Annotated in this window: 20 protein-coding genes; 6 read left to right on the top strand and 14 right to left on the bottom strand. The window is 48.1% G+C overall.

What is annotated here, in order from left to right:
• Positions 1–6 precede the first annotated feature (6 nt).
• Both MJO57_RS08230 and MJO57_RS08225 read right to left on the bottom strand, forming a co-directional pair.
• The gene (locus MJO57_RS08230) at positions 7–669 is read right to left on the bottom strand and encodes a response regulator transcription factor (RefSeq protein WP_252024397.1); all 663 of its coding nucleotides are present in this window, start codon (positions 667–669) and stop codon (positions 7–9) included.
• On the bottom strand, positions 635–2005 hold the full coding sequence (locus MJO57_RS08225; RefSeq protein WP_252024395.1) for a cache domain-containing protein: 1371 nt from the start codon (positions 2003–2005) through the stop codon (positions 635–637). Before MJO57_RS08225 ends, MJO57_RS08230 begins: the two co-directional genes overlap by 35 nt.
• 129 nt (positions 2006–2134) lie before the next feature.
• Here MJO57_RS08225 and MJO57_RS33195 point away from each other — a divergent pair, with 129 nt between their 5' ends.
• Together MJO57_RS33195 and MJO57_RS33190 are read left to right on the top strand one after the other, a co-directional pair.
• Positions 2135–2380, top strand: coding sequence for a DUF6444 domain-containing protein (locus MJO57_RS33195; protein WP_371924804.1), 246 nt, complete (start codon positions 2135–2137; stop codon positions 2378–2380).
• Positions 2355–2483, top strand: a complete 129-nt coding sequence (locus MJO57_RS33190) for a hypothetical protein (protein WP_371924803.1) — start codon at positions 2355–2357, stop codon at positions 2481–2483. Before MJO57_RS33195 ends, MJO57_RS33190 begins: the two co-directional genes overlap by 26 nt.
• Here MJO57_RS33190 and MJO57_RS08215 read toward each other — a convergent pair.
• A complete protein-coding gene (locus MJO57_RS08215; protein WP_252017920.1) occupies positions 2472–3530 on the bottom strand; it encodes a transposase in 1059 nt (352 codons plus the stop codon). The genes MJO57_RS33190 and MJO57_RS08215 overlap by 12 nt on opposite strands.
• 57 nt (positions 3531–3587) lie before the next feature.
• On the opposite strand from MJO57_RS08215, the gene MJO57_RS08210 reads away from it, so the two are divergent.
• On the top strand, positions 3588–4766 hold the full coding sequence (locus MJO57_RS08210; RefSeq protein ID WP_371924872.1) for an IS66 family transposase: 1179 nt from the start codon (positions 3588–3590) through the stop codon (positions 4764–4766).
• On the opposite strand, the gene MJO57_RS08205 is transcribed toward MJO57_RS08210, so the two are convergent.
• From MJO57_RS08205 to nrdA, 7 genes are all read right to left on the bottom strand, one after another.
• Complete coding sequence (locus MJO57_RS08205; RefSeq protein ID WP_252024393.1) at positions 4753–5841, bottom strand: hypothetical protein; 1089 nt, start codon at positions 5839–5841, stop codon at positions 4753–4755. The genes MJO57_RS08210 and MJO57_RS08205 overlap by 14 nt on opposite strands.
• A 128-nt stretch (positions 5842–5969) precedes the next feature.
• Positions 5970–7142: a TRAP transporter large permease subunit gene (locus tag MJO57_RS08200; RefSeq protein WP_252024391.1), complete on the bottom strand. Its 1173-nt coding sequence runs from the start codon at positions 7140–7142 to the stop codon at positions 5970–5972.
• A 17-nt stretch (positions 7143–7159) separates the two neighbouring features.
• The gene (locus MJO57_RS08195; RefSeq protein ID WP_252024389.1) at positions 7160–7705 is read right to left on the bottom strand and encodes a TRAP transporter small permease subunit; all 546 of its coding nucleotides are present in this window, start codon (positions 7703–7705) and stop codon (positions 7160–7162) included.
• 490 nt (positions 7706–8195) lie between these two features.
• Positions 8196–9272, bottom strand: coding sequence for a TRAP transporter substrate-binding protein (locus MJO57_RS08190; RefSeq protein ID WP_252026986.1), 1077 nt, complete (start codon positions 9270–9272; stop codon positions 8196–8198).
• 234 nt (positions 9273–9506) lie between these two features.
• A complete protein-coding gene (gene yfaE, locus MJO57_RS08185; protein WP_252024387.1) occupies positions 9507–9797 on the bottom strand; it encodes a class I ribonucleotide reductase maintenance protein YfaE in 291 nt (96 codons plus the stop codon).
• A 91-nt stretch (positions 9798–9888) separates the two neighbouring features.
• Positions 9889–11019 carry a class Ia ribonucleoside-diphosphate reductase subunit beta gene (gene nrdB, locus MJO57_RS08180; RefSeq protein WP_252024385.1) on the bottom strand — a complete coding sequence of 377 codons (1131 nt, stop codon included), beginning with the start codon at positions 11017–11019 and terminating at the stop codon, positions 9889–9891.
• 192 nt (positions 11020–11211) lie between these two features.
• Positions 11212–13482 carry a class 1a ribonucleoside-diphosphate reductase subunit alpha gene (gene nrdA / locus MJO57_RS08175; protein ID WP_252024382.1) on the bottom strand — a complete coding sequence of 757 codons (2271 nt, stop codon included), beginning with the start codon at positions 13480–13482 and terminating at the stop codon, positions 11212–11214.
• 893 nt (positions 13483–14375) lie between these two features.
• Between nrdA and MJO57_RS08170 the strand changes: the two genes are divergently transcribed.
• From MJO57_RS08170 to MJO57_RS08160, 3 genes are all read left to right on the top strand, one after another.
• Positions 14376–15416: an IS1595 family transposase gene (locus MJO57_RS08170; RefSeq protein ID WP_252017335.1), complete on the top strand. Its 1041-nt coding sequence runs from the start codon at positions 14376–14378 to the stop codon at positions 15414–15416.
• Between the two features lie 99 nt (positions 15417–15515).
• Positions 15516–16232 carry a winged helix-turn-helix domain-containing protein gene (locus MJO57_RS08165; protein ID WP_252024379.1) on the top strand — a complete coding sequence of 239 codons (717 nt, stop codon included), beginning with the start codon at positions 15516–15518 and terminating at the stop codon, positions 16230–16232.
• 28 nt (positions 16233–16260) lie between these two features.
• The gene (locus tag MJO57_RS08160) at positions 16261–17850 is read left to right on the top strand and encodes an ATP-binding protein (RefSeq protein WP_252024376.1); all 1590 of its coding nucleotides are present in this window, start codon (positions 16261–16263) and stop codon (positions 17848–17850) included.
• A gap of 4 nt (positions 17851–17854) precedes the next feature.
• Here the strand turns inward: MJO57_RS08160 and MJO57_RS08155 are convergent, their stop codons facing one another.
• The 4 genes from MJO57_RS08155 to MJO57_RS08140 form a co-directional block, all read right to left on the bottom strand.
• Positions 17855–18454, bottom strand: a complete 600-nt coding sequence (locus tag MJO57_RS08155; protein WP_256493334.1) for a hypothetical protein — start codon at positions 18452–18454, stop codon at positions 17855–17857.
• Between the two features lie 60 nt (positions 18455–18514).
• Entirely contained in the window at positions 18515–19579 is a 1065-nt protein-coding gene (locus MJO57_RS08150; RefSeq protein WP_252018707.1) for an IS630 family transposase, read from the bottom strand.
• Between the two features lie 69 nt (positions 19580–19648).
• Positions 19649–20890: a hypothetical protein gene (locus tag MJO57_RS08145; protein WP_252024370.1), complete on the bottom strand. Its 1242-nt coding sequence runs from the start codon at positions 20888–20890 to the stop codon at positions 19649–19651.
• Positions 20891–20950: 60 nt separating this feature from the next.
• Positions 20951–21991 carry an IS1595 family transposase gene (locus tag MJO57_RS08140; RefSeq protein ID WP_252024367.1) on the bottom strand — a complete coding sequence of 347 codons (1041 nt, stop codon included), beginning with the start codon at positions 21989–21991 and terminating at the stop codon, positions 20951–20953.
• Between the last annotated feature and the right edge of the window lie 156 nt (positions 21992–22147).

Raw genomic sequence — 22147 nt, 5'->3', positions numbered from 1 at the left:
AGGTGTTCACTGTTTATTACAATCGCCCTTTATAATGCACTTTGCTTCCTCAAGCGCGTAGCGCACTAATCCCGCCGCTGTTTTGATATTAAGTTTTTTCCGGATATTTTGCCGGTGAACCTCGGCAGTTCTGACGGAAATAGACAGCTGTTCCGCTATCTCTTTGTTGCATAATCCCTCGGCAACCAGGGCCAGGACAGACTCTTCTCGCTGGGTCAGAGTCGTATGTTTACTCCCCGAAGCATCATTGTTGGTGCCAATGAGGTATTTGGACGTACCGGAACTGAAAAAGGTGCCGCCTCTGTGCACCGTTTGAATCGCCAGAATAATTTCTTCCGCATCAACGTTTTTCAGAACGTAACCACAGGCACCCAATTGCACCAGTTTATGAATATACTCCCTCTCTTCATGCATGGTCAGTGGCAACACTTTGATATCCGGCATTTCCCGGGATAACATCGAAATTACTTCGATGCCTCCCATAACCGGCATGGAAATATCCATAAGCATCACGTCCGGTGAAAGGGCTTTAGCAGCTTGAATGGCGTCTTCACCATTATCGACACTGGCAATAATATGGATGCCACTTTCTCCATCAAGGCTGGCTTTCAGCCCCTCACGAACCATCGGGTGATCATCTGCCAGCAAGACTCGAATTTCTGTTTCCATAAGATTCCGGAACCTTTCCTTTATAAACCGCTGTCAGGTAAAAAATGGCGCTGATGCTGGTGCCCGGCAGTGGTTTTTTTTTGCCATTTTCACGAGTTGCATTCCGATAATTGATCTGAAGCGTTCCTCCCAGAAGCTCCGCTCTCTCTTTCATATTATTCAGGCCAAGCCCGGTTTTTTTTCGTTTGGGAATACCAACCCCATTGTCTTCTATAGTCAGCGTCACGACATCGCTATGCATCTGCACGCTCACTGAAATTTCAGTGGCTTCTGAGTGTTTTTCGATATTTGTCAGGGCTTCCTGGATAATACGGTAGATGGTGATTTCAAGAATATCAGGCAGTGATTGCTGCAGATGAATGCGGGTAATCACTCGAATCTGCTGACGTTCAGACAGGCCTTTCAGCATTTCCTTTAAGGCGGCCTCAAGGCCGAGATCGTCCATCAATACCGGACGCAGATCATGGGATACACGACGAACTTCAACCATAGCCTGATCAATCGTGCCCATGGCTTTTTGAAGGTGCTGCCTGGCGACGTCCTGCCCCCACTTTTTATCCACCAGGTTGATCCATAACCGGGTGGAAACCAGAAGCTGATTTATGCCGTCGTGCAACTCCCGGGAGAATGCCCGACGCTGGTTAACCTGGAGTTTTAATGAGTTTTGCGCAATTTCCTGCAGTCGCCGGTTGGCCAGTTGTGTTTCACGGATGTTGATAATCAATCCCGTCAGGATAATCACAATAACCGAAATCGCTACAATGCCACTGACAGTGAGCAGTGTGTTCTGGATATTATTTTCAACATCTTCCCTGATACCTGACACTTCCAGCATGACATCATCCAGATATATCCCGGTGCCCAGCATCCAGCCCAATTCCGGAATGTTGACAACATAGGCTAATTTATCCTCTGTCCCATTTTTCGAAGGCTTTCTCCATTTATAACGTTCATAACCCCCTCCCTGGCTGGCATGGTGCAACAGATTCCGTATCAGGTGCTTACCATCACTGTCCTGTATATCCAGCAAATTCTGGCCAATTAAATAGGGCTGAACCGGATGCACATGGTTGACACCATCCATTGAGTACGCGAAAAAATAACCATCCTCACCATAATGCAGGGCTGATAATATCTCCTTGACTTCCTGCTCTACAGTGGAACGGGATGCACCTTGCGTCAGCCGACTGAGAGGGTCTCCGATGGTTGCCAGCGCCAGTTCCACATAATGTTTCAGCTCGGTCCGCTTGGAGGCCAGAAGATTACGTTCAAATGTGGCAATTTCCTGTTCAGACAATATTTTTGTCTGACGTTGGTAGATGGTAGTGATCGCCACTGAAATCACGATCAGCGGCAACAGTGTGAGTAAAATTATTGTAACTGTTCAGCACCCCCACATAAATCTGGAATTTTCTGATTTTTATACCATCCTCTTAAGCACCATTTTTCCACAATATTCGCCAGCATGATTCCAGAACTACCCGCAACTATGTCGGCTGAGATTCTCTTGAAAGAGAATGCAGAGCTGCGGATGAGAGTTGCCTGTCTGGAAGAGCGATGTCGAGAATTGGAAGAAAAGGTTGGCAAGAACAGTCAAAACAGCAGCAAGCCGCCATCGTCTGATGGTTATCAAAAACCTTGTAAAAACAGTAATTCTCCAGATCATTCTGACGACCTTTCCGCAGATGAAAGGTACCGATCCATCGGATGAAAAACCCAATCCTAAAAGTCTGAGACAGTCTTCTGGTAATAAAGCCGGTGGAAAGAAAGGGCATCAGGGCACTTGTCTTAAACAGCTGAAGTTACGCAGCTAACAGCTCTCTCAGCTGCCCCAACGAAGCTTTCAGCCCTGCCATATAGATTTTGGCTCTGAGCTGAAAGTGATTCAGATTTACTTTCAATGACAATACTTCCAACCTGAAGGCTGAGTAAATTGAAAGAAAGATATGATTACTCTGTGTTCTCACAGTATGCGCCGGTGACTTGGCCATTGACGCATTCGATTTCAGCGTTTTATGGAAGACCTCGACTTTCCACCGTTTCTCGTAGATTGCCTTGAGAGTCTCGGCATCACAGTCAAGATCGCTGCAAACCAGATAGAGAATGCCTGTGCTTCCGTCTTTGTTTTTAAAGACCTGACGGTATAGCAGAACAGGGAAATCGACACCTGCTATCCACCCTTGTACAGGCTTATCTTCTGAAAAATCAACAGTATCTATACGCTGTGAACGGCCTTGTAATTTGTCGTCCAGACTGAGGGATACCTTGCGGTTTGACTTCATCGCCATCAGGAAATGTTTATTACAGTCGTGTCGAATAAACATCATATTGTCGTTTGAGCAAAACCAGCTATCTGCAAGGACATAGCGGAACATAAGCTGGTTATGGCAGCAAATCATCAGCATCTCCCGCATCATTTCATTTTTGGTTTGCTCTGCATATCGTCTTACCTTTTTTGTCTTCAAGTCGGTGTACAGGATGGTTTTCTCGATCAATTTATAGGCGACAGGAATCGACGCATCTCCGGCATGGTAGTGTGCATTGAGCAGATTTATACCTTTCACGGTGCGATTTTTTGTATGATCAAAATGCCAGGTGTTCAGGGCATTCTCTTTGCTGAACTGCTTTTCCTGAATCGTATCGTCAAAGATCAAAACCCCATCACTGCACTCAACCTGTCGCACGACGGGTTTAACGTAAAGCCATAAGTCACGACTGGTAAACTCATTGTTTGAAAGCAATCGGGTGAATTGGTCATGACTGTAGACATTATCCAAAAGCTCTGACACTCCCGTTGCAGTGGTCTTCCCAGACGACGACAACAGGTAGTCAGAATAAAGTTCTATGAGATCATTTTTCATGCCACCAATAATGGCTGATTTTCAGCAAGGTGCGTAACTTGAGTTAAACAGGTCGATATCCCTGACTATATTGAGTACCTTCCGGTTAAAGAATGCAATAAATGTCAGGCGTCTCTTCTTGATAGTGAGCCGGTCAAATATATTGAACGACAGGTGTTTGAACCAGGGAGACCGGGTGAATTTGAAGTAACGGCCCATAGAGCTGAAGTAAAAATCTGCACTTGTGGTTGTCGGAATCAGGCTGAATTCCCGGAAGGTGTTACCGCTGCCGCACAATATGGCTCAGCCACACAGGCTATGGCCGTCTATCTTAACCAATACCATTTCCTGCCTTTTAAGCGCGTGTCAGAGTATTTTAATACTCTCTATAAAATGAGTGTAAGTGCAGGCACTGTCGCCAATTTTGTGGCCAGAACCTATGAAAATCTGGCTTCTACTGAAGAGGTTATTCGTGACGCCTTGCGGGAATCGTCTGTTGCCGGAGCCGATGAAACGGGTATGCGGGCCGAGGGCTCTTTGCACTGGCTACACGTTATGCGGGATGAACAATGGACGCTCTACTACTTGTCTGAAAAGCGAGGTCGTGAGGCCATGGACACGATGGGCATACTGCTAACATTTGCAGGCGTTCTGGTTCATGATCATTGGAAATCCTATTTTGCATATGCGGCAACTCACGTACTTTGCAATGCCCATCACCTGAGGGAGCTTTTGGGTGTTGTTGATAGGGACAGCAATCAACTGGCGTTGCGATTGATGAAGCTACTGAGGCTTTCCTGGCATTACTGCAAGGGCTTTAAGACCATAGGTATGCTACAGATGCCAAGTGTTGTCTGTGAACGAATCGAGAAGATTTATGACCGGTTGCTTCAGCGGGCTCTAATGAAAGAAGTCGTCTATATGGAGAAGCAACGAGAGGAGCTTAAGCGCAAGAAAGTCAAGAATACTAAAGCTTACAATCTCTTCAAACGACTCACTGAGTTCAAGGCTGAGACACTGCGCTTCATGTCAGATTTTACCATTCCCTTCGATAACAATGGCAGTGAGCGGGATGTTCGAATGGCCAAGTTAAAGCAGAAAATCTCAGGCTGCTTCAGGAGTGCAGACGGTGGTTCTATGTTTGCACGGATTCGCAGCTATTTGTCGTCTGCCAGAAAACAGGGAATGGACATATATCAATCACTTCATAGAGCTGTTCGGAATTACTGTAATATGCCTTTGCTCAGTGCTGAATAGTTACGATTATTTTTTCAACCCCACCCGGCTCCTCCTTCAGGATATGTCGGTAGGTGCTGAATTTCTCTTTGGACTTCGCGCTATTTTCACCGTAAGCCAGGTCAAATGCCTTCTTCAGGTGTTCTGCCGCATGGTAATAATCAACAATTTCTTCTCCCTCCGGTAGCTCTTTGGTGAAGTATGTCCAATTGTCCCGGGCTCCATCTGCCACTTTGACCAGAGTCAGATTTGGCTTTTGCTGAAGCACCTTATCCAGAAGGTTTGAAAGGGATTTTTTCAATGTCGCTTTCTTGCTTTCAGGCATTCGTCCCATCCTGATCGTAGAGAGGCGATCTCCCTGGTCATCGTAAAACGACAGTGTTCCACAACTGGCCTCCTGACAACCTGCTGGCCCTCGGGTACGTTTGCCTTCAGCAACACTCTTTTCACGTTTCTCCTGACGCTTGCCGTCTTTCATTGGTAGCATCACACCGTCAAGGGAAGCAGCTACCGTCACCGCGTCAGGCGGTACTGTGAGATTCTCCGCGAGAAGGGTCTCGAAAGGGTCAAGGTGCTGCTCCCATTGTTCGTTGAGTTTTTTGGGAAGACGTGCCAGAGAGCTGGTTGAGGGTGACATATTCCCCATTAGATCGAGTAAGCTTTTTACGTCCGCGGGCGGCAACTGGGCAACCATCCATGCTGCTTGCTTCGCAGCCTTTGGTAACCAGTAGCCTTCTACAACGCCAGCCTTGAGCTCTAAAGGGACAATGCACTTATCCCCTGCATTGCGGTAGAGGCTGCGCAATACCCGGACAGGTCCTGCTGCTGACTGGTAGGTTTGATAGCTGCGTAATGCCTGGTGATACACGACCCCATTCACTTCGATAGAAGCTTTATTGATGTCTAATTTTTGCAGTTCTTCTGCCAGTATTTCTCGCTCCGCCTGAATAAAGAGGGAGTGAATCTCGTTTTCATGATCCTCAAAATGCTGGATTGGATTATTGGACTGACGAAGTAGGGTCAGTTTTTGCTGCAGTTGGTCAATAGCAGGACAGGAATCATTGGCGACTTTGGTTAGTGGCTGACATACTTCCATCGGAGCGGCCTCTCACAGTTGACTCTTTGTTTGCTGTTAGAATCATAGCTGTGTTTGGCTGCTCTCCATTCAGTTTGAAAAATTTGGTGTTACGTCTGTTTGCTGTAGCTCAAGGCCTGTGGGTGTGATCAATATGAGACTTTCACCCGACTGAATCCGAAAGGTGGGGTCAGGAAGGATGTCTGCAGATTCATGGCAATCAAAATGGCGAACCACAACGGTGCAATGCCAAGGGCATCAGCAACCGGGGCCAGAATAGGCACAATAATGAAGCTGATTTCAACAAAGTCGATAAAGAAGCCCAAAACCAGAATGGCCACCATGGAGAGCAACAGGAATCCCGTTGCCCCACCGGGCATATTGGTCAGTACTTCTTCAACAATGTAATCACCGCCGGTGTAAGTGAAGGCCATGGAGAAGGCTGTGGCACCCAGAAGAATAGCAAATACCATTGCGGTCACCTTGACCGTTTCCAGGGAGGACTCGTAAACCATTTTCCAACTGAACTGCCGATAGACCAACGACAGTAACAGAGCACCCACACACCCGAGAGCGGCAGATTCAGTGGGTGTGGCAATACCGACAAAAATAGAGCCCAGGACAATAAGTATCAAAGCCAGTGGAGGAATAATTGCTTTCACTGCCTTGAAGTATTGTTCACGACGACTGTTCACATCCTCATCCAGTGGCAGGGCTGGTGCCAGTTCTGGGCGAATCCAGGAATAGACGACGATATACAGAACATAAACACCGATCAGAACAAAACCGGGGCCAACTGCCGCTTTAAACAGATCACCTACCGGTATTCCCATCACATCACCCAGAATAATGAGAATGATGGACGGTGGTATAATTTGCCCAAGGGTACCGGAGGCGCAGATGGTTCCGCAGGCCAGTGACTTATCGTAGTTGTACTTCAGCATAACCGGGAGTGAAATCAACCCCATGGCAACAACCGAAGCACCGACGACACCGGTGGATGCTGCCAGCAACGCGCCTACCAGCACCGTCGAGATTGCCAGACCGCCTTTGATACCACCGAATAGCTTGCCCATGGACTCGAGCAATTGTTCTGCCAGCTTGGTCTTTTGCAGAATAATGCCCATAAACACAAACAGCGGTACAGCCATCAAAACGACATTCTGCATAATGCTCTGGATGCGAAATGGCATGAAGGCAAACATCTCCATCCCTTCAGCCCAGACACCGAAAATCAGGGCGATCCCGCCAAAGGTAAAGGCAACCGGAAAACCGACAAGCAGCATCAACAGCGCCACGAAAAACATCACAATACCAGTCATTGTTATGTTACCTGTTATCAGTGTTGTGGTGAGTGTTGTGGTGGGACGTAACAGCTATCAGACCGTCTTCCGGTCAGAACATTAATGCTGTGCAGGAACATTGCCAGACCACTGATGGCAATGGAAAAAAATGTGAAGGGTATGACCGATTTAATAATCCACCGGTATGGCAGGCCTCCGGGGTCTCCGGACGTTTCCCCCAGCTCATAGGCTTCCCGGGCAAAACCAATACCGTAATAGCCAACCAGCAAGGCAAACGGCATTAGCAGTATGATTGCACCCAGCAGGTCAATCCATGCCCTGTGCCTGATGGACAGCCGCTCGTAAATCAGGTCTACACGAACATGACCATTAGTTCGCAGGGCATAAGGAACACCCAGCATAAAGACTGTAGCAAACAGGTGCCATTCCAGCTCCTGCAGGCCAATAGAGACATTATTGAAAAGATATCGGGCAACCACATCCCAGAAAACATTAAACACTAATAAGATAAACAGCAGCGCGGCTATTTTTCCCAATACGTCCGAGAACCGGTTGAGCAGATTTTCAAGCCGCACCAGCATAACGCTTCTCCGCCATTAACAGGTAAGTAAAGGAGCCTGGGAGCCTGTCCGAGAATAGACTGCCCTACGCGGCAACTGCTCCTGCGTTGCCCTAGCTCCTGCATCCATGCAGTCGTGCGGTGGCAGCAAATTGGTCTAAAAATTCCGTTTTGTTCGGCAAATAGCCCCACTATTCGCCTCACAAAACGTAATTTTTATCCTCAATTTGCTGCCATCCTCGCTACGGGCGCTATTCTCGGACAGGCTCCTAGTGCAGAAAAGCGCTAATACACATACAGCCAGACCCCTCGTTCCCATGCTCTGCGTGGGAATGCATACCGGAGCCTGCCAGATGCAAAACAATCTATTTATGCCCGGAATCATGAGAGTTTAATGGAGACCCACAGTTCCACAGAGGCCCGGTATGCATTCCCACGGGGGACCGTGGGAACGAGGTCTTGTGTATGTATAATAACGCTTGGCTGCACTAGAACCAGGCTCCCCAGGGGGGTTATTTTGTGTCGAAATTATTCAGGTAGGCCTGGTCTGAAATGTTCGTCCAGCGACGTACTTTTTTCAGGTAGTCCGCCTGTGAGTCAAGGATTTCCTTGGCGAGTGGGTCTTCTCCGGCTTTTTGTGCCAACAGCTTGGTGTTCGCCGCCTGCATGGCCTGGATGACCTCGGCCGGGAAATCCCGGATCTGGATATTAGGGTATTCACTCTTCATTTTATCCAGGTTCACGGCAGACTCATGATAGGACTGAATGTACATATCATAAGCAGCGGTACGCATGGCGACTCTCAGGATTTCCTGCAGATCAGCCGGGAGTCGATCCCAGGTACGCTTATTGACCAGGAACTGTAATTCAGTACCAGGCTCATGCCAGCCGGTGTAGTAATAAGGGGCGATCTGGTGGAAGCCCATACGCATGTCCAGTGACGGGCCAACCCATTCCAGGGCGTCAATGGTCTTACGTTCGAGGGCAGTGTAAAGCTCGCCGGATGGAATGTTTGTGGGTTTTGCGCCCAGCTCCGCCATAACCTCACCGGCAAAACCCGGGATGCGCATTTTCAGACCTTTCAGGTCTTCGAGAGAGTTGATCTCTTTCTGGAACCAGCCACCCATTTGATTGCCGGTATTGCCGCCAGGAAAGCTCTTCAGGTTGAACTTGTCGTACACCTTATCCATCAGCTCCTGACCACCACCCTGATAGAACCAGGCGTACTGCTCTGATGCGGTCATACCAAACGGCATGGTGGTGAAGTACAGTGTGTTGGGTACCTTGCCCTTCCAGTAGTAGGATGCAGAGTGACCCATGTCGTATTGTCCACTGCGCACCATATCAAAGACACCGAAAGCGGCCTTGTGCTTATTGGCACTGTCGATGGTGATTTTCAGTCGACCATTGGACATCTTCTCAGCCATAGCGGCCATATTGCGGGGAGTATCACCGAAAATCGGGAAGTTGCTCTGCCAGGTCTCGGCCATTTTCAGGCGATAAACTTTTTCGGCTGCCTGTGCTGAACCGGCAAAAGCCGCCACGCACAGTGCTGTCGCCATTATTTTTTTGCTAAAGGAGAGTTTCATAGCCACCTGCTGATGGAAGTTTATTATTCGAATTATTGCAATGGTAATCCTGACGCAAACACGACGATATTTATATAAGCGTTACCGCTAAACTCTGTCTACGTATTATTACGTAGATAAGGTGTGAACAGTGTTTGGTTGATTCCCGAGGAGTAGCGATCAAGCAGATAAGCAACTGAATGATATGGCACTTCGGAGCCGACCATCAGGTGACTGAGGCTATCGACAGGATCATTATGACTTGAATTCATTTTTTTTCATTTTGCACCCTCCCGGGATCTCAATGGTTAGGTCACTTTTCAGCTGGCAGCAGCATGCCAGTATTTTTCCCTCTGGAATGAAGGCAATAGGGTCAGTGGTATAGGCGACCTCTCCATCAATAAGGGTTACCTGACAGCTGCCGCAAAACCCCTCGCGGCATTGATAGTCAACCTCGACGTTTTCCTGCTCAAGCGCTTCGAGAAGTGTCAGCTCCTTACGGGGGATAAAGCTGAAACCTTCAAGAATTTTAACAATATGAGCCATGGTATTTCGCCTGTATTAGCCAGACCTGAAACAAGGCTGGCTATGGGACGTTTTGAATTGAAGCTGCCTACAACATTGTTTAGCGAAGATCTTATAACGAAAAATTACTGAAGTCCTCAGACTGTACTTCACTGTCAATTTGCCCAACCAGATAGGAGCTGACTTCCACCTCTTGAGGTGCAACCTGCACGTTGTCGCTGTTCAGCCAGCTGTTCATCCAGGGCAGAGGGTTCTGTTTGATCGCAAACGCTGGTTCAAAGCCAACGGCAACCATCCGCTGGTTAGTGATGTATTCAACGTACTGGCCCAGAATGTCCCGGTTCAGGCCGATCATGGAGCCATCACGGAACAGGTAGTCTGCCCAGTCTTTTTCCTGTTCTGCCGCGTCAATAAAGATCTGTCTGGCCTGCTCTTTCAGCTCGCGGGCAATTACTGCCATTTCCGGGTCATCTTTGCCGTCAGCCATTAATTGCAGGATATGCTGGGTGCCGGTCAGGTGGAGAGCTTCATCCCGGGCGATCAATTTGATAATTTTGGCGTTGCCCTCCATGGTGGAGCGCTCGGCAAAGGCAAAGCTGCAAGCAAAGCTGACGTAAAAACGGATCGCCTCCAGTACATTCACCGAAACCACCGTCAGGTAGAGCTTGCGCTTCAGGTCCGCAATGCTGATGTTGATCTCTGCCCCGTTAACGGTGTGTTTACCTTCGCCCAGCTGATGGTAAAGGCTGACGCCTTCGATCAAGGCATCATAGTAGCGGGTGATGTCCGTGGCGCGCCTGGTAATCGCCTCATTCGTCACAATATCGTCGAAGATACGGGCCGGCTCGGTAACGATATTACGGATAATATGGGTATAGGAGCGGGAGTGAATGGTTTCACTGAAGGCCCAAGTTTCGATCCAGGTTTCCAGTTCCGGCAGGGAAACAATGGGTAACAGGGCAACGTTGGGTGAACGACCCTGAACTGAGTCCAGAAGGGTCTGGTATTTCAGGTTGCTGAGAAAGATGTGCCTTTCATGATCAGGTAGCGCAGCAAAGTCGCGACGGTCAGTGGAGAGGTCCACCTCCTCGGGGCGCCAGAAAAAGGACAGCTGTTTCTCGATCAGCTTCTCAAAGATAGGGTATTTCTGCACGTCATAACGGGATACATTGACATTACGACCAAAGAACATGGGCTCCTTAGTGGCATTGAAGTGTTCCTGGTTAAATGTGGTGTATGTCATTGTTTGATTTGCCCCAATTCAGTGGTTTCCGCGCCTGGTTTTCTGGCCGGCTTTTCAGCACATGCAAGCGTGAAGCGAACAGTGTTTTTTATCTATAAGCATTTTTGCTACAGGCGGTCCGGTTATAAAAAACGGCTGTTCGCTTTGATTAACATTGCCAGTACCTCTATAAGTCAAGTACCGGGATGTTCATCAGATTTTGCAGGCACCCCCTGCACAGCCATCATCCATATCATTTTGAGCATCAGCGGCACCATCACGGGTATTGTGGTAGTACAGGGTTTTTACGCCCAGTTTGTAAGCGGTCAGCAAATCCTTCAGCAGCAGTTTCATCGGTACTTTGCCGCCTTCAAAGAGACCCGGGTCATAGTTGGTGTTGGCAGAAATCGTCTGGTCGACAAATTTCTGCATGATGGCAACCAGCTGAAGGTATCCATCATTGTTCGGAATGTTCCAGAGCAGCTCATACCGATCCTGAAGTTCGACAAAATCAGGAACGACCTGCTTGAGAATGCCATCTTTACTGGCTTTAACGCTGACAAAGCCCCTGGGCGGTTCAATACCATTGGTGGCATTACTGATCTGGGATGAAGTCTCCGATGGCATCAATGCGGTCAGGGTTGAGTTGCGCAGGCCAAAGGATTTAATCGCCTCACGCAGACCTTCCCAGTCAAGGTGCAGGGACTCGTCACAAACTGAATCGAGATCACGCTTGTAGGTATCGATAGGCAAGATACCGTTAGCATACGTGGTCTCGTTGAACTTGGAGCAGCTTCCTTTCTCTCTGGCCAGCTTGTTTGAGGCTTTCAACAGGTAGTATTGTATGGCCTCAAAAGTGCGGTGGGTCAGGCCGTTGGCAGAACCATCTGAGTACCGGACGTTGTTTTTGGCCAGGTAGTTGGCGAAGTTGATGACGCCAACTCCCAGGGGACGTCGCCCCATGGTCGAATTGTAGGCGGCAGGAACCGGGTAGTCCTGGTAGTCCAGCAGGCTGTCAAGCGCACGAACAATCAGTTCAGACAACTCTTCCAGTTCATCAAGATCCTTCAGGGTACCCAGGTTGAATGCGGCCAGCGTGCAAAGGGCAATCTCGCCCTCTTCATCATGGATATGGGTCAGGGGCCTGGTTGGCAGGGCAATCTCCAGGCACAGGTTACTCTGGCGAACCGGGGCTACTGCAGGGTCAAATGGGCTGTGGGTATTACAGTGATCGACGTTTTGCAGATAGATTCGCCCGGTGCTGGCCCGCTCGGAAGCGAACAGTGAAAAAAGTTCAATCGCCTTCAGCGTCGTCTTGCGGATGCTACTGTCCTGCTCATATTGCTTATAAAGTCTTTCAAACGTTTCCTGATCGGCAAAGAACGCATCATAAAGCCCCGGAACATCACTGGGAGAAAAGAGGGTGATATTGCCGCCTTCGATCAGGCGCTGGTACATCAGCTTGTTAAACTGCACGCCATAGTCCAGGTGTCGAACGCGGTTATCATCAACCCCCCGGTTGTTTTTCAGCACCAGCAGGTTTTCAACTTCAAGATGCCAGATCGGGTAGAAGAGGGTAGCAGCCCCCCCGCGCACACCCCCTTGAGAGCATGACTTGACTGCTGTCTGGAAGTGCTTGTAGAAAGGGATACAGCCGGTATGAAAGGCTTCTCCTCCCCGGATTGGACTGCCCAGGGCGCGAATAGTGCCGGCATTGATACCGATACCTGCACGCTGGCTGACGTATTTAACGATAGCGCTGGAGGTGGCATTAATGGAGTCCAGTGAGTCCCCGCATTCAATCAGCACACAAGAGCTGAACTGACGCGTAGGTGTGCGTACCCCGGACATAATGGGCGTTGGCAGGGATAGTCTGAATGTGGACACCGCATGGTAGAACCGCTCAATGAAATCCAGGCGGGTTTCCTTCGGGTATTCAGCAAAGAGACAGGCACCAATGAGCATGTATAATATTTGCGGGCTTTCATAGTACTCGCCGGTTACCCGGTTCTGTACCAGATATTTGCCCTCAAGTTGCTTGACCGCCGCATAGCTGAAGTTCATATCACGGCTGTGATCAATGAAGCTTTCCATCTGATCGAACTCAGCTTCGCTGTAGTCCGTCAGGAGGTGCCGATCATACTTGTTCATCTCCACCAGTTTGGCCACATGACTAAACAGCCTGGGCGGTTCAAACTGACTGTACGCCTTTTTACGCAGGTGGAAGATCGCCAGACGGGCAGCCAGATACTGATAGTCCGGTGCCTGGGCTGAAATCAGGTCGGCAGCGGATTTGATCAGTGTTTCATGGATATCCGTGGTCTTGATGCCGTCGTAAAACTGTATGTGAGATTTAAGCTCTACTTCGGAAACGGAGACGTTATCCAGACCTTCTGCAGCCCAGGTAATCACTTTATGGATCTTCTCAAGATCCAGCTGTTCCTTGTCTCCGTCACGTTTGGTGACCAGGATGTTTTTGTTCATTCAGCCCTTACCTGTGTATTCGATGAAAGCTCTCTAAAATCAGAGCTCGCTATGATGAAAGCGCTGCTATCAATAACGTTGCAGCACACTTCCATGATCCGCTTGGTCTGTCAGCAGGCGGTATTTACTTCGCGTGCTGGCAAACAACCGCAACGTCTACCCATCACTGCCTTATAGTCAACCGCTTTGCACTGCAGTGGTCGTGATGAATGTCAGTCTGTCCGGGATAATGCCGGGAATGCCTGGTGAATCAGATCTTCGTTGTTCTCTGCAAGACAGGCTACCGTGCGAAAACCGCAAGAAAACCACCAGATTGTAAGCTGAAAACCTGCATGTGCATGCTTCCCTGAGCACCGTCCGCTTTTCCTTTGTGTACTGCCGTTAACAGCAAATCCGCTGTTTTGCTTAATGTTGTCTGAGGCATTTTCAGTATGCTGTCTTTCCCGGACATGTTCATACAAAAAATGCGGCTCAGTAACGATGGGTACCATATATTGTGTAGCGACCGTTTATATACACAAGATAATGCGCAGCCGGGAGAAATTCAAGCCGATAAAAACGGGGGATTACTGTGGATAAGCTGTGGATTTCTTCTGGTGTTAATGTCCGCTAACTCCCGGATAACTTTTTCAGACAGATAGAAAAATTTGCAAGCTCAGCCTGAGGTTTTCTCAAAATAAAAAAATATTCTGAGTCCGACGCTGGTAAGAAAAAATAATGAATAATATGGCATCCGAACGTTGACTCAGAAATGTGTGGGGCTGCTCCTGTTCCGGGGAGGACGTTGAAACGTTGGTAGTGTAACATCTACGGCCACACAAGATTGGGGCTAAGTTACCGTTAATGGTTGAATCAGCTAAACTCCCATAAAATCTACGTTGTAGGGGAGTGATATGCAATCTGAACTCTTCCAGAATTTTATTGATTCCATTTCAACATTAACCAGTGAACAGCGAGACATTCTTAACAACTCGCTCCTTAGTACTCAAATAGAGGTTACCGAGGTAGTAGAAACCACTGACTCTGAACCTGTTTACAGTGAATCTATACCCAATAACGATAATGCAACACCTGACGTAGAAAAGAGCATACTTGCCCAATTTGCCGAAAACCCCAGGTGCCCCAAATGCAAAAGCCATAGCGTTGGTCGCTGGGGCATACGAAATGGCCGACAGCGCTACCACTGCAAGACTTGCGACTCAACGTTTAACGCCTTTAGTGGAACGCCTTTGGCAAGGCTCAGGCACCCTGAAAAATGGAACAAGTACCTCGCAGGTATGACTCACTCTATGGTCTTGCGACCAGCTGCTGCTGAGAATGCCATTGACTTGAAAACTGCGTTCCGCTGGCGTCACCGCTTTCTTGAAGTGATTAATAATGATCAAGCAGAAGAGCTTTGTGGCATTACTGAGCTTGATGAAACATTTTTCCGTGAATCCTTCAAAGGGCAAAGAGAAGGCCTTCCACGGCCAACCCGAAAGCGGGGTAATGATCCCAACAAAGCCCGAAAAGTCCCGGTAATGGTGGCTCGGGACCGTAATCGAAATACCGTTGACGGTGTATTAGAAAACGAAAGTGCTAATGAATTGTGCAGGCATTTAAATGGCCGCATATCGATACAGGCCACGGTCTGTGCGGATGCACACCTCGCTCACGAAAAACTTGCTGACAAGCTTGGATTTGTCTTCAAGGAGCTGGTGACATCAGCAGGTCAACATGTTGTTGAAGGCATCTACCACATCCAGACTGTAAATTCTTATCACAGTCATTTAAAACGCTGGATTGGCGGCGTATTCCAAGGGGTTGCAACTCGTTACCTTCCCCATTATCTGGCCTGGAGGCGAGAACTGACGGCAGCAAAAAAATTAACTGTTGGCCGGTTGATCAGCAGAATTACTGAACATTGGTGCTTCCAACCATTAACGGTAACTTAGCCCAAGATTGGATTGCCAGCGAAGTGCCGGATTTTAGCCGCTTTGAATAGACAGCAACGGCTTCAGTGCTTCGCTTCTTTAACCCTGGGGTGTAAAACAATGGCTTTGGATAATGCAGAAACGGGTCGCATCCTGATTGTTGAGGATGATGAGCGTCTGGCGACCCTGACCCGTGAGTATCTTGAAAATAATGGCCTTCAGGTGTCGGTTGAAGGGGATGGTGGTAAGGCCGTTGAGCGTATTTTGAGTGAACGCCCCGACCTGGTGGTACTGGATCTGATGTTGCCGGGAGAAGATGGGGTTTCCATCTGTCGCCGGGTGCGTAGTCAGTATCATGGCCAGATACTGATGTTGACCGCCAGAACCGATGACCTTGATGAAGTACTGGGACTGGAAATGGGAGCTGATGACTATGTTGCCAAACCGGTTCGCCCAAGAGTATTACTTGCCCGTATACGAGCCCTGCTGAGACGGGGCGCGGCACCAGCAGAAGAGGAGCCGCAAGTGCAGAATAGCCTTCGCTTTGGTGCGCTGGTTGTGGATAACTCCATGCGGGAGGCCTGGTTGGATGACAAGAGTGTCGACCTCACCAGCGCTGAGTTTGATCTGCTCTGGTTGCTTTGTTCGAACGCTGGCCGGGTGTTGAGCCGGGAAGAAATCTTTGCCCAGTTAAGAGGGATTGAATACGATGGTCAGGATCGTTCCATTGACGTCAGGGTTTCACGAATTCGTCCCAAAATTGGTGATGACCCAATGCATCCACGTCTGATCAAGACCGTGCGCAGTAAAGGTTATCTCTTTGTGAAGAGCATGTGAAACATGAATAAGCTGCTTGCACAACGTCATGAGTAGTATTTTTCTTCGAATCTATGGCGGCCTGCTGTTTTCTCTGGTTCTGGTCTCAGTGCTTTCCGGCATCGTTGTCACTATTGTTAATGGTGTTCGACTGGCTGAGTACAGAGAAGATATGGCCCGGGGTACTTTTCGCCTGGTCTCTGAAGTACTGGCATCAATGCCAGAAGCGCAACGACCGAAATGGCTGGGGGAGTGGGGACAAAAGCTGTCGATTCCTTTTTCCATGTTGCCGTTGGAGCGATCCGACTTTACGCCCAAAGAAATTGAGCTGCTCTCTCAAGGGGGTATTGATGTTCAGATGCTGACCGAAAAGGCAGCAGTTATTACCTCGTTAATTGATGATCGGTGGTTGTTGCAGGGACGTGTGGCTGAGATATCAGAACAAATGGCCAATGGTACCATTGTTTTTCTCAGACACCTGCTTGGCCACTATACTCCGGATGAGCGAGTTACCGTATTGGCCCAACGATCCACAGAGTCGCTGGGTTTCCCAGTGTCCATTGCCCAGTCTTCAGATATTTCATTACCCCCCCTGCAAAACACCCAGTTGCAGCAGGGCAGTATTGTGACGGTGTTGAACATAAGAGATGAGTCGCTCCAGCTCTATGCCCGAATGCAGGATAGTGATCAGATACTCCATCTTGGTCCATTGAAATTGCTTAACCCCTATCCCTTTAAACTGATCCTGACCCTGAGTCTTTTCGTCCTGGTTTCCCTGAGTCTGGCCATTTATATCCTGGTCAGGGGCATGGAGAAGCGGTTGCGGAAACTGGAAAGAGCGGCTACACGCTTTAGTCGGGGAGACTTTGAGGTACGGGTTAATGTCGGGGGGGCTGACTCGATCGGTCGCCTCGCCATGGCATTTAATGCCATGGCTGACCATATTCAACGCCTGCTGAGCCTGCAGAAAGAGATGATTCGTGGCGTGTCTCATGAATTAAGGACTCCTGTAGCACGGTTGCGTTTCGGCCTCGATCTGATTGCTGACGCCAGAACACAAGAAGAACGGGAAGCCCAGCTAGAGGGAATGGATCAGGATATCCAGGAGCTGGATCATCTGGTTGATGAGTTTCTGACCTATGCGAACCTGGAACAAGGTACTCCAACCATCAGTTTGAAACGTCATGATGTTGATAAAGTAGTGGCCCAGGTGGTTGGCGAACATCTCAGATCACAGAATCGGGTTGAAATAGAGCATATTCCCTGCAATGTTCTGAACCCCAGACGTTTTGTAGAAATTGATCGTCGCTATATTCATCGGGCAATACAGAACCTGGTCGGCAATGCCTGCCGCTATGCTGACAGTAAAGTTCAGGTGCGTTTTTCTTCCACTCAGGACACCTGTCGTATTGATGTCGATGATGATGGGGCAGGGATTCCTGAAGAGCAGTGGGAAAGGGTTTTTTCGGCTTTTTCCAGGCTGGATGACAGTAGAACACGTAAGTCAGGAGGCTATGGTCTGGGGCTCTCAATCGTCAGACGCATTATGTACTGGCATGGGGGCCGGGCGCTGGTTAGCCACAGCCCTCTGGGAGGAGCCCGGTTCAGTCTGGTCTGGCCCAGAAAACAGCGGCATTAAGTCATCAGAGGGGGGAGGACACCTCCCCGGAAGCATCAAGAAAGCCCTGGAGAATATCAAGAACGTCCTCCGGGATTCCTTCCTCTTTGAGAATATGGAAGGCAACATTCTGTGTTGAGAAGCCGGGTTTCAGGACATAATCATAGTGCAGGCGACCTTCACTGTTGATGTCAGCGCTGACATGAAGATTTTGAAACGTATCCGGGAACTGATCGGCCAGTAATGTCAGCCTGGCGTAGTGAGTAGAAGAAATACCAATCGTCCCGGGTAAATCGCCAATAGCTTTTATATAGGCAAGTGCACCAATCTCCCCTTCCTTTGGGCTGGTATTGCTGAAAATTTCATCCAGCAAGACAATGCTGAACTGGTCCGTCTTCAATGTGCGTAATTTTTCCAGCAGCTTGATCGCTCGTTTTGACTCTGCGCTGAAACTGGAAACGCCAGTAATCATTTCCGGTTCAATGACGGTGTGGGTATGGATAAAGGAAAATGGTGTTAATTTAAACGTGTCAGCCGGGGATATTCCCAGTGTTTGCGCCATGATGACATTAAGCGCTGCGGCATCCATAGCATTGGACTTTCCCGCCGCGTTCGGGCCAGTGATAATGATGCTGGCTGGTGCTAAGTAGTTGATAATTTGCTTTCGGATAAATTGACTGAACGATTATTTAGTATTTGCAAACGAAATCATATGACTCTCTCCAAATGAAGCGAACACTCGTTCAACTTCCTTTTCAAATTCCGTGAAACTCTTGATTGACAATAGATTGAGCCATTCATACTTTACTTTCCTCCACAGGATCTCAATCAGATTGAGTTCAGGTGAATATGTTGGAAGAAAGCAGATCAGTAACTTTTTCTCAAGAGTCCAGTCAGCGATTCTGTCACGAAACTTTTTGCTGGTATGAATACTGGCATTGTCCACCATAACTACGGTGTAGCGGTCATTTGAACTGTATTTTTCATCCTCCATTTTCTCTGCGAAGTCGTCAAAGGCTGCAATCACTGTATCACTATTCACAGAGCCCACAACAGGGTAATGAAACAGCTCACAGCTCCGATTCATAAAGCCCAGCACGTTGATGCGCTTACTTTTGACTGATGGAATTCTGAGCTGCTTTCCTTTTTCCTGCCAGCCATATGGCACACAAGGTTCTTGAGTAAATCCGGACTCATCAAAATAAAACAAGTTTATTAACCCTTTGCGCTCAGCTTCCTGGGCGTCTTTCAGTGCAGTTTTACAACGCTGGAAATGCTCTTCGTCCCGTTTATGTTTGCACGATTTACGGAGTCTTTTGTAAACCAGTCCTAACTTTTTTACGATGTTGGCCAGAGTAAGTTTTGATGAGGATTTACCGGTCTCATCCTCAATTTTGGATTTTACATACGATAAACGACGAGGCTCTTCTGCTACTAACTCTTTTATGCGTTGCACTTCAGATTCATCATATATGCAAGATCTTCCACCACCATGTTTCTTATACAATGCACGAATACCATAGTCCTCCCAATCATCAATCCATTGGGAAACGGTCTGATATTTAATCTCAAGGATTTCTGCAATTTGCTCAAGGGTAAAGCCTCGATTACTCAATAGAAGACCATGAGCTCTTTCCCTGATACACCTCAGAGGGCCGTAGTGCTTGGCGTATTTCAAAGTTAATACAACAGCTTCATCAGTGATATTGACATACTTCATAGGTTGGGGACGTTTTAGTTCAAGACCCACTTATAATAGATTAAGGATCTCTTTCTTTGTCTGCCTGATAGTACGATCAAAATATCCATAAGCAAACTTTTAACTACTTATAGCGTGGCTGGCAGTAAGGTCACTGGAAATAGCAGCGGCAGGGTGTAGCAGAGGGTTCCAGAAGCCCCGGAGTTCAAGATTCGGTAGCGCTGATACTTCAAACTGTGCAAAGCATAATGGATTATTTTTCCGGTAAGACGATGACCTCAGTAGCTTGGCAACGGTCAGCCAGGCATCAATTTCACCTGCGGCCTGCATGATCCTGATTAATGGGATGTGGTTGCGCCGAAGCAGCATAAGGCTTCTCTTGTAGCGTCCAATATTGGTAGATAGATAGGAGAGTGCGTCGGGTGTTTTCTCAGGAGCATCCTTTAGCAGTGTGACTATTTCCTGAATCTGGGTGGAATTTCGAAACTTCAGAAAGCCGCTGTAATGGTCCAGAATATCTTCGAGAACCGGGTGATACTGGGCCAGTCGTTTAAGCTCTCTGGCACTTTCCAGCGCTCGTCCGGGTCTGCGACTACGTTCCATGACAAAAGTATAGGCGGCCCGATTATCCTGAAAGAGTCGATAGGATTGATAAATAGCGATCATTTGCAGTACCACAAAGCTTCCGAGGGTAAAAATTTTGACCGGTGGTGGAAGCCCCTGAAAGTGATGGTGCATTTCGGAAATGACCCTATTCATGTTGGTTGGCAGGTTGATTGCTGAATTGAGAAGCCCCTGAATAATTCCGTATTGTGAGTCAAATTTTCCAAGAAGCGTGGATGCGATCAGGCCAATAGGAACATTCAATGTGCTCATAATGCTAATAGTGTCGTTTAATCGACGAGCAATCTCTTCATAGAATGCATCTGAGGTGAGCCCGGGGATGTAAGTCTGGTAATCGATCTCATCAAAATGGGGGCTGTTAACTGCATCGGAAGGGTCAAGCAGGGCAATCAGTCCATCTTCATCTGCAGCATAACGGATGAGTTGCTCCTCTATCTGAAAGATGACTTTTGGGTGATCCAACAAATATTGAAGCGCTCTCTGGCGTTGTTGGAGGATTTCTACTTCAGTAATGGGAGATATCAGCAGGTTTGCCAACATTATCTCTCCAGTGACCGTTATTGGTGGGCCTAAATTGCTGAGAAGGCTATGTCCGGGATTTTGCGTGGTCCCACTGAGAATATGCAGATCCTTGACGGCATGAGGCGTTATTATCTCGCTGCCTTTTTTATGAACTCGGGAGAAATTTTGCAAAAGAATGCTTCGTCTTTCTCCCGGAGACAGGAGAATTTCGGGCAACTCCTGCTTCTGGTTACGAGAGTTCAGTGCATTCTTGTACTTATCTACGGAGTGGATTGGCTAAGTTACCGTTAATGGTTGGAAGCACCAATGTTCAGTAATTCTGCTGATCAACCGGCCAACAGTTAATTTTTTTGCTGCCGTCAGTTCTCGCCTCCAGGCCAGATAATGGGGAAGGTAACGAGTTGCAACCCCTTGGAATACGCCGCCAATCCAGCGTTTTAAATGACTGTGATAAGAATTTACAGTCTGGATGTGGTAGATGCCTTCAACAACATGTTGACCTGCTGATGTCACCAGCTCCTTGAAGACAAATCCAAGCTTGTCAGCAAGTTTTTCGTGAGCGAGGTGTGCATCCGCACAGACCGTGGCCTGTATCGATATGCGGCCATTTAAATGCCTGCACAATTCATTAGCACTTTCGTTTTCTAATACACCGTCAACGGTATTTCGATTACGGTCCCGAGCCACCATTACCGGGACTTTTCGGGCTTTGTTGGGATCATTACCCCGCTTTCGGGTTGGCCGTGTAAGGCCTTCTCTTTGCCCTTTGAAGGATTCACGGAAAAATGTTTCATCAAGCTCAGTAATGCCACAAAGCTCTTCTGCTTGATCATTATTAATCACTTCAAGAAAGCGGTGACGCCAGCGGAACGCAGTTTTCAAGTCAATGGCATTCTCAGCAGCAGCTGGTCGCAAGACCATAGAGTGAGTCATACCTGCGAGGTACTTGTTCCATTTTTCAGGGTGCCTGAGCCTTGCCAAAGGCGTTCCACTAAAGGCGTTAAACGTTGAGTCGCAAGTCTTGCAGTGGTAGCGCTGTCGGCCATTTCGTATGCCCCAGCGACCAACGCTATGGCTTTTGCATTTGGGGCACCTGGGGTTTTCGGCAAATTGGGCAAGTATGCTCTTTTCTACGTCAGGTGTTGCATTATCGTTATTGGGTATAGATTCACTGTAAACAGGTTCAGAGTCAGTGGTTTCTACTACCTCGGTAACCTCTATTTGAGTACTAAGGAGCGAGTTGTTAAGAATGTCTCGCTGTTCACTGGTTAATGTTGAAATGGAATCAATAAAATTCTGGAAGAGTTCAGATTGCATATCACTCCCCTACAACGTAGATTTTATGGGAGTTTAGCTGATTCAACCATTAACGGTAACTTAGCCGAGTGGATTTTTGATAAGTGATCATGTATCAGCTGATAAGTATTGGTGACTTCCATTCCTTCAATAGCGTAAAGACTTGCTGTAATCGTG

Origin of the sequence: Endozoicomonas sp. SCSIO W0465 (assembly GCF_023716865.1) — a bacterium.
In the GTDB taxonomy this organism is placed as follows: domain Bacteria; phylum Pseudomonadota; class Gammaproteobacteria; order Pseudomonadales; family Endozoicomonadaceae; genus Endozoicomonas.
The sequence above is the reverse complement of the archived record's forward strand: the minus strand, read 5'-3'. Positions and strand labels throughout refer to the sequence as shown.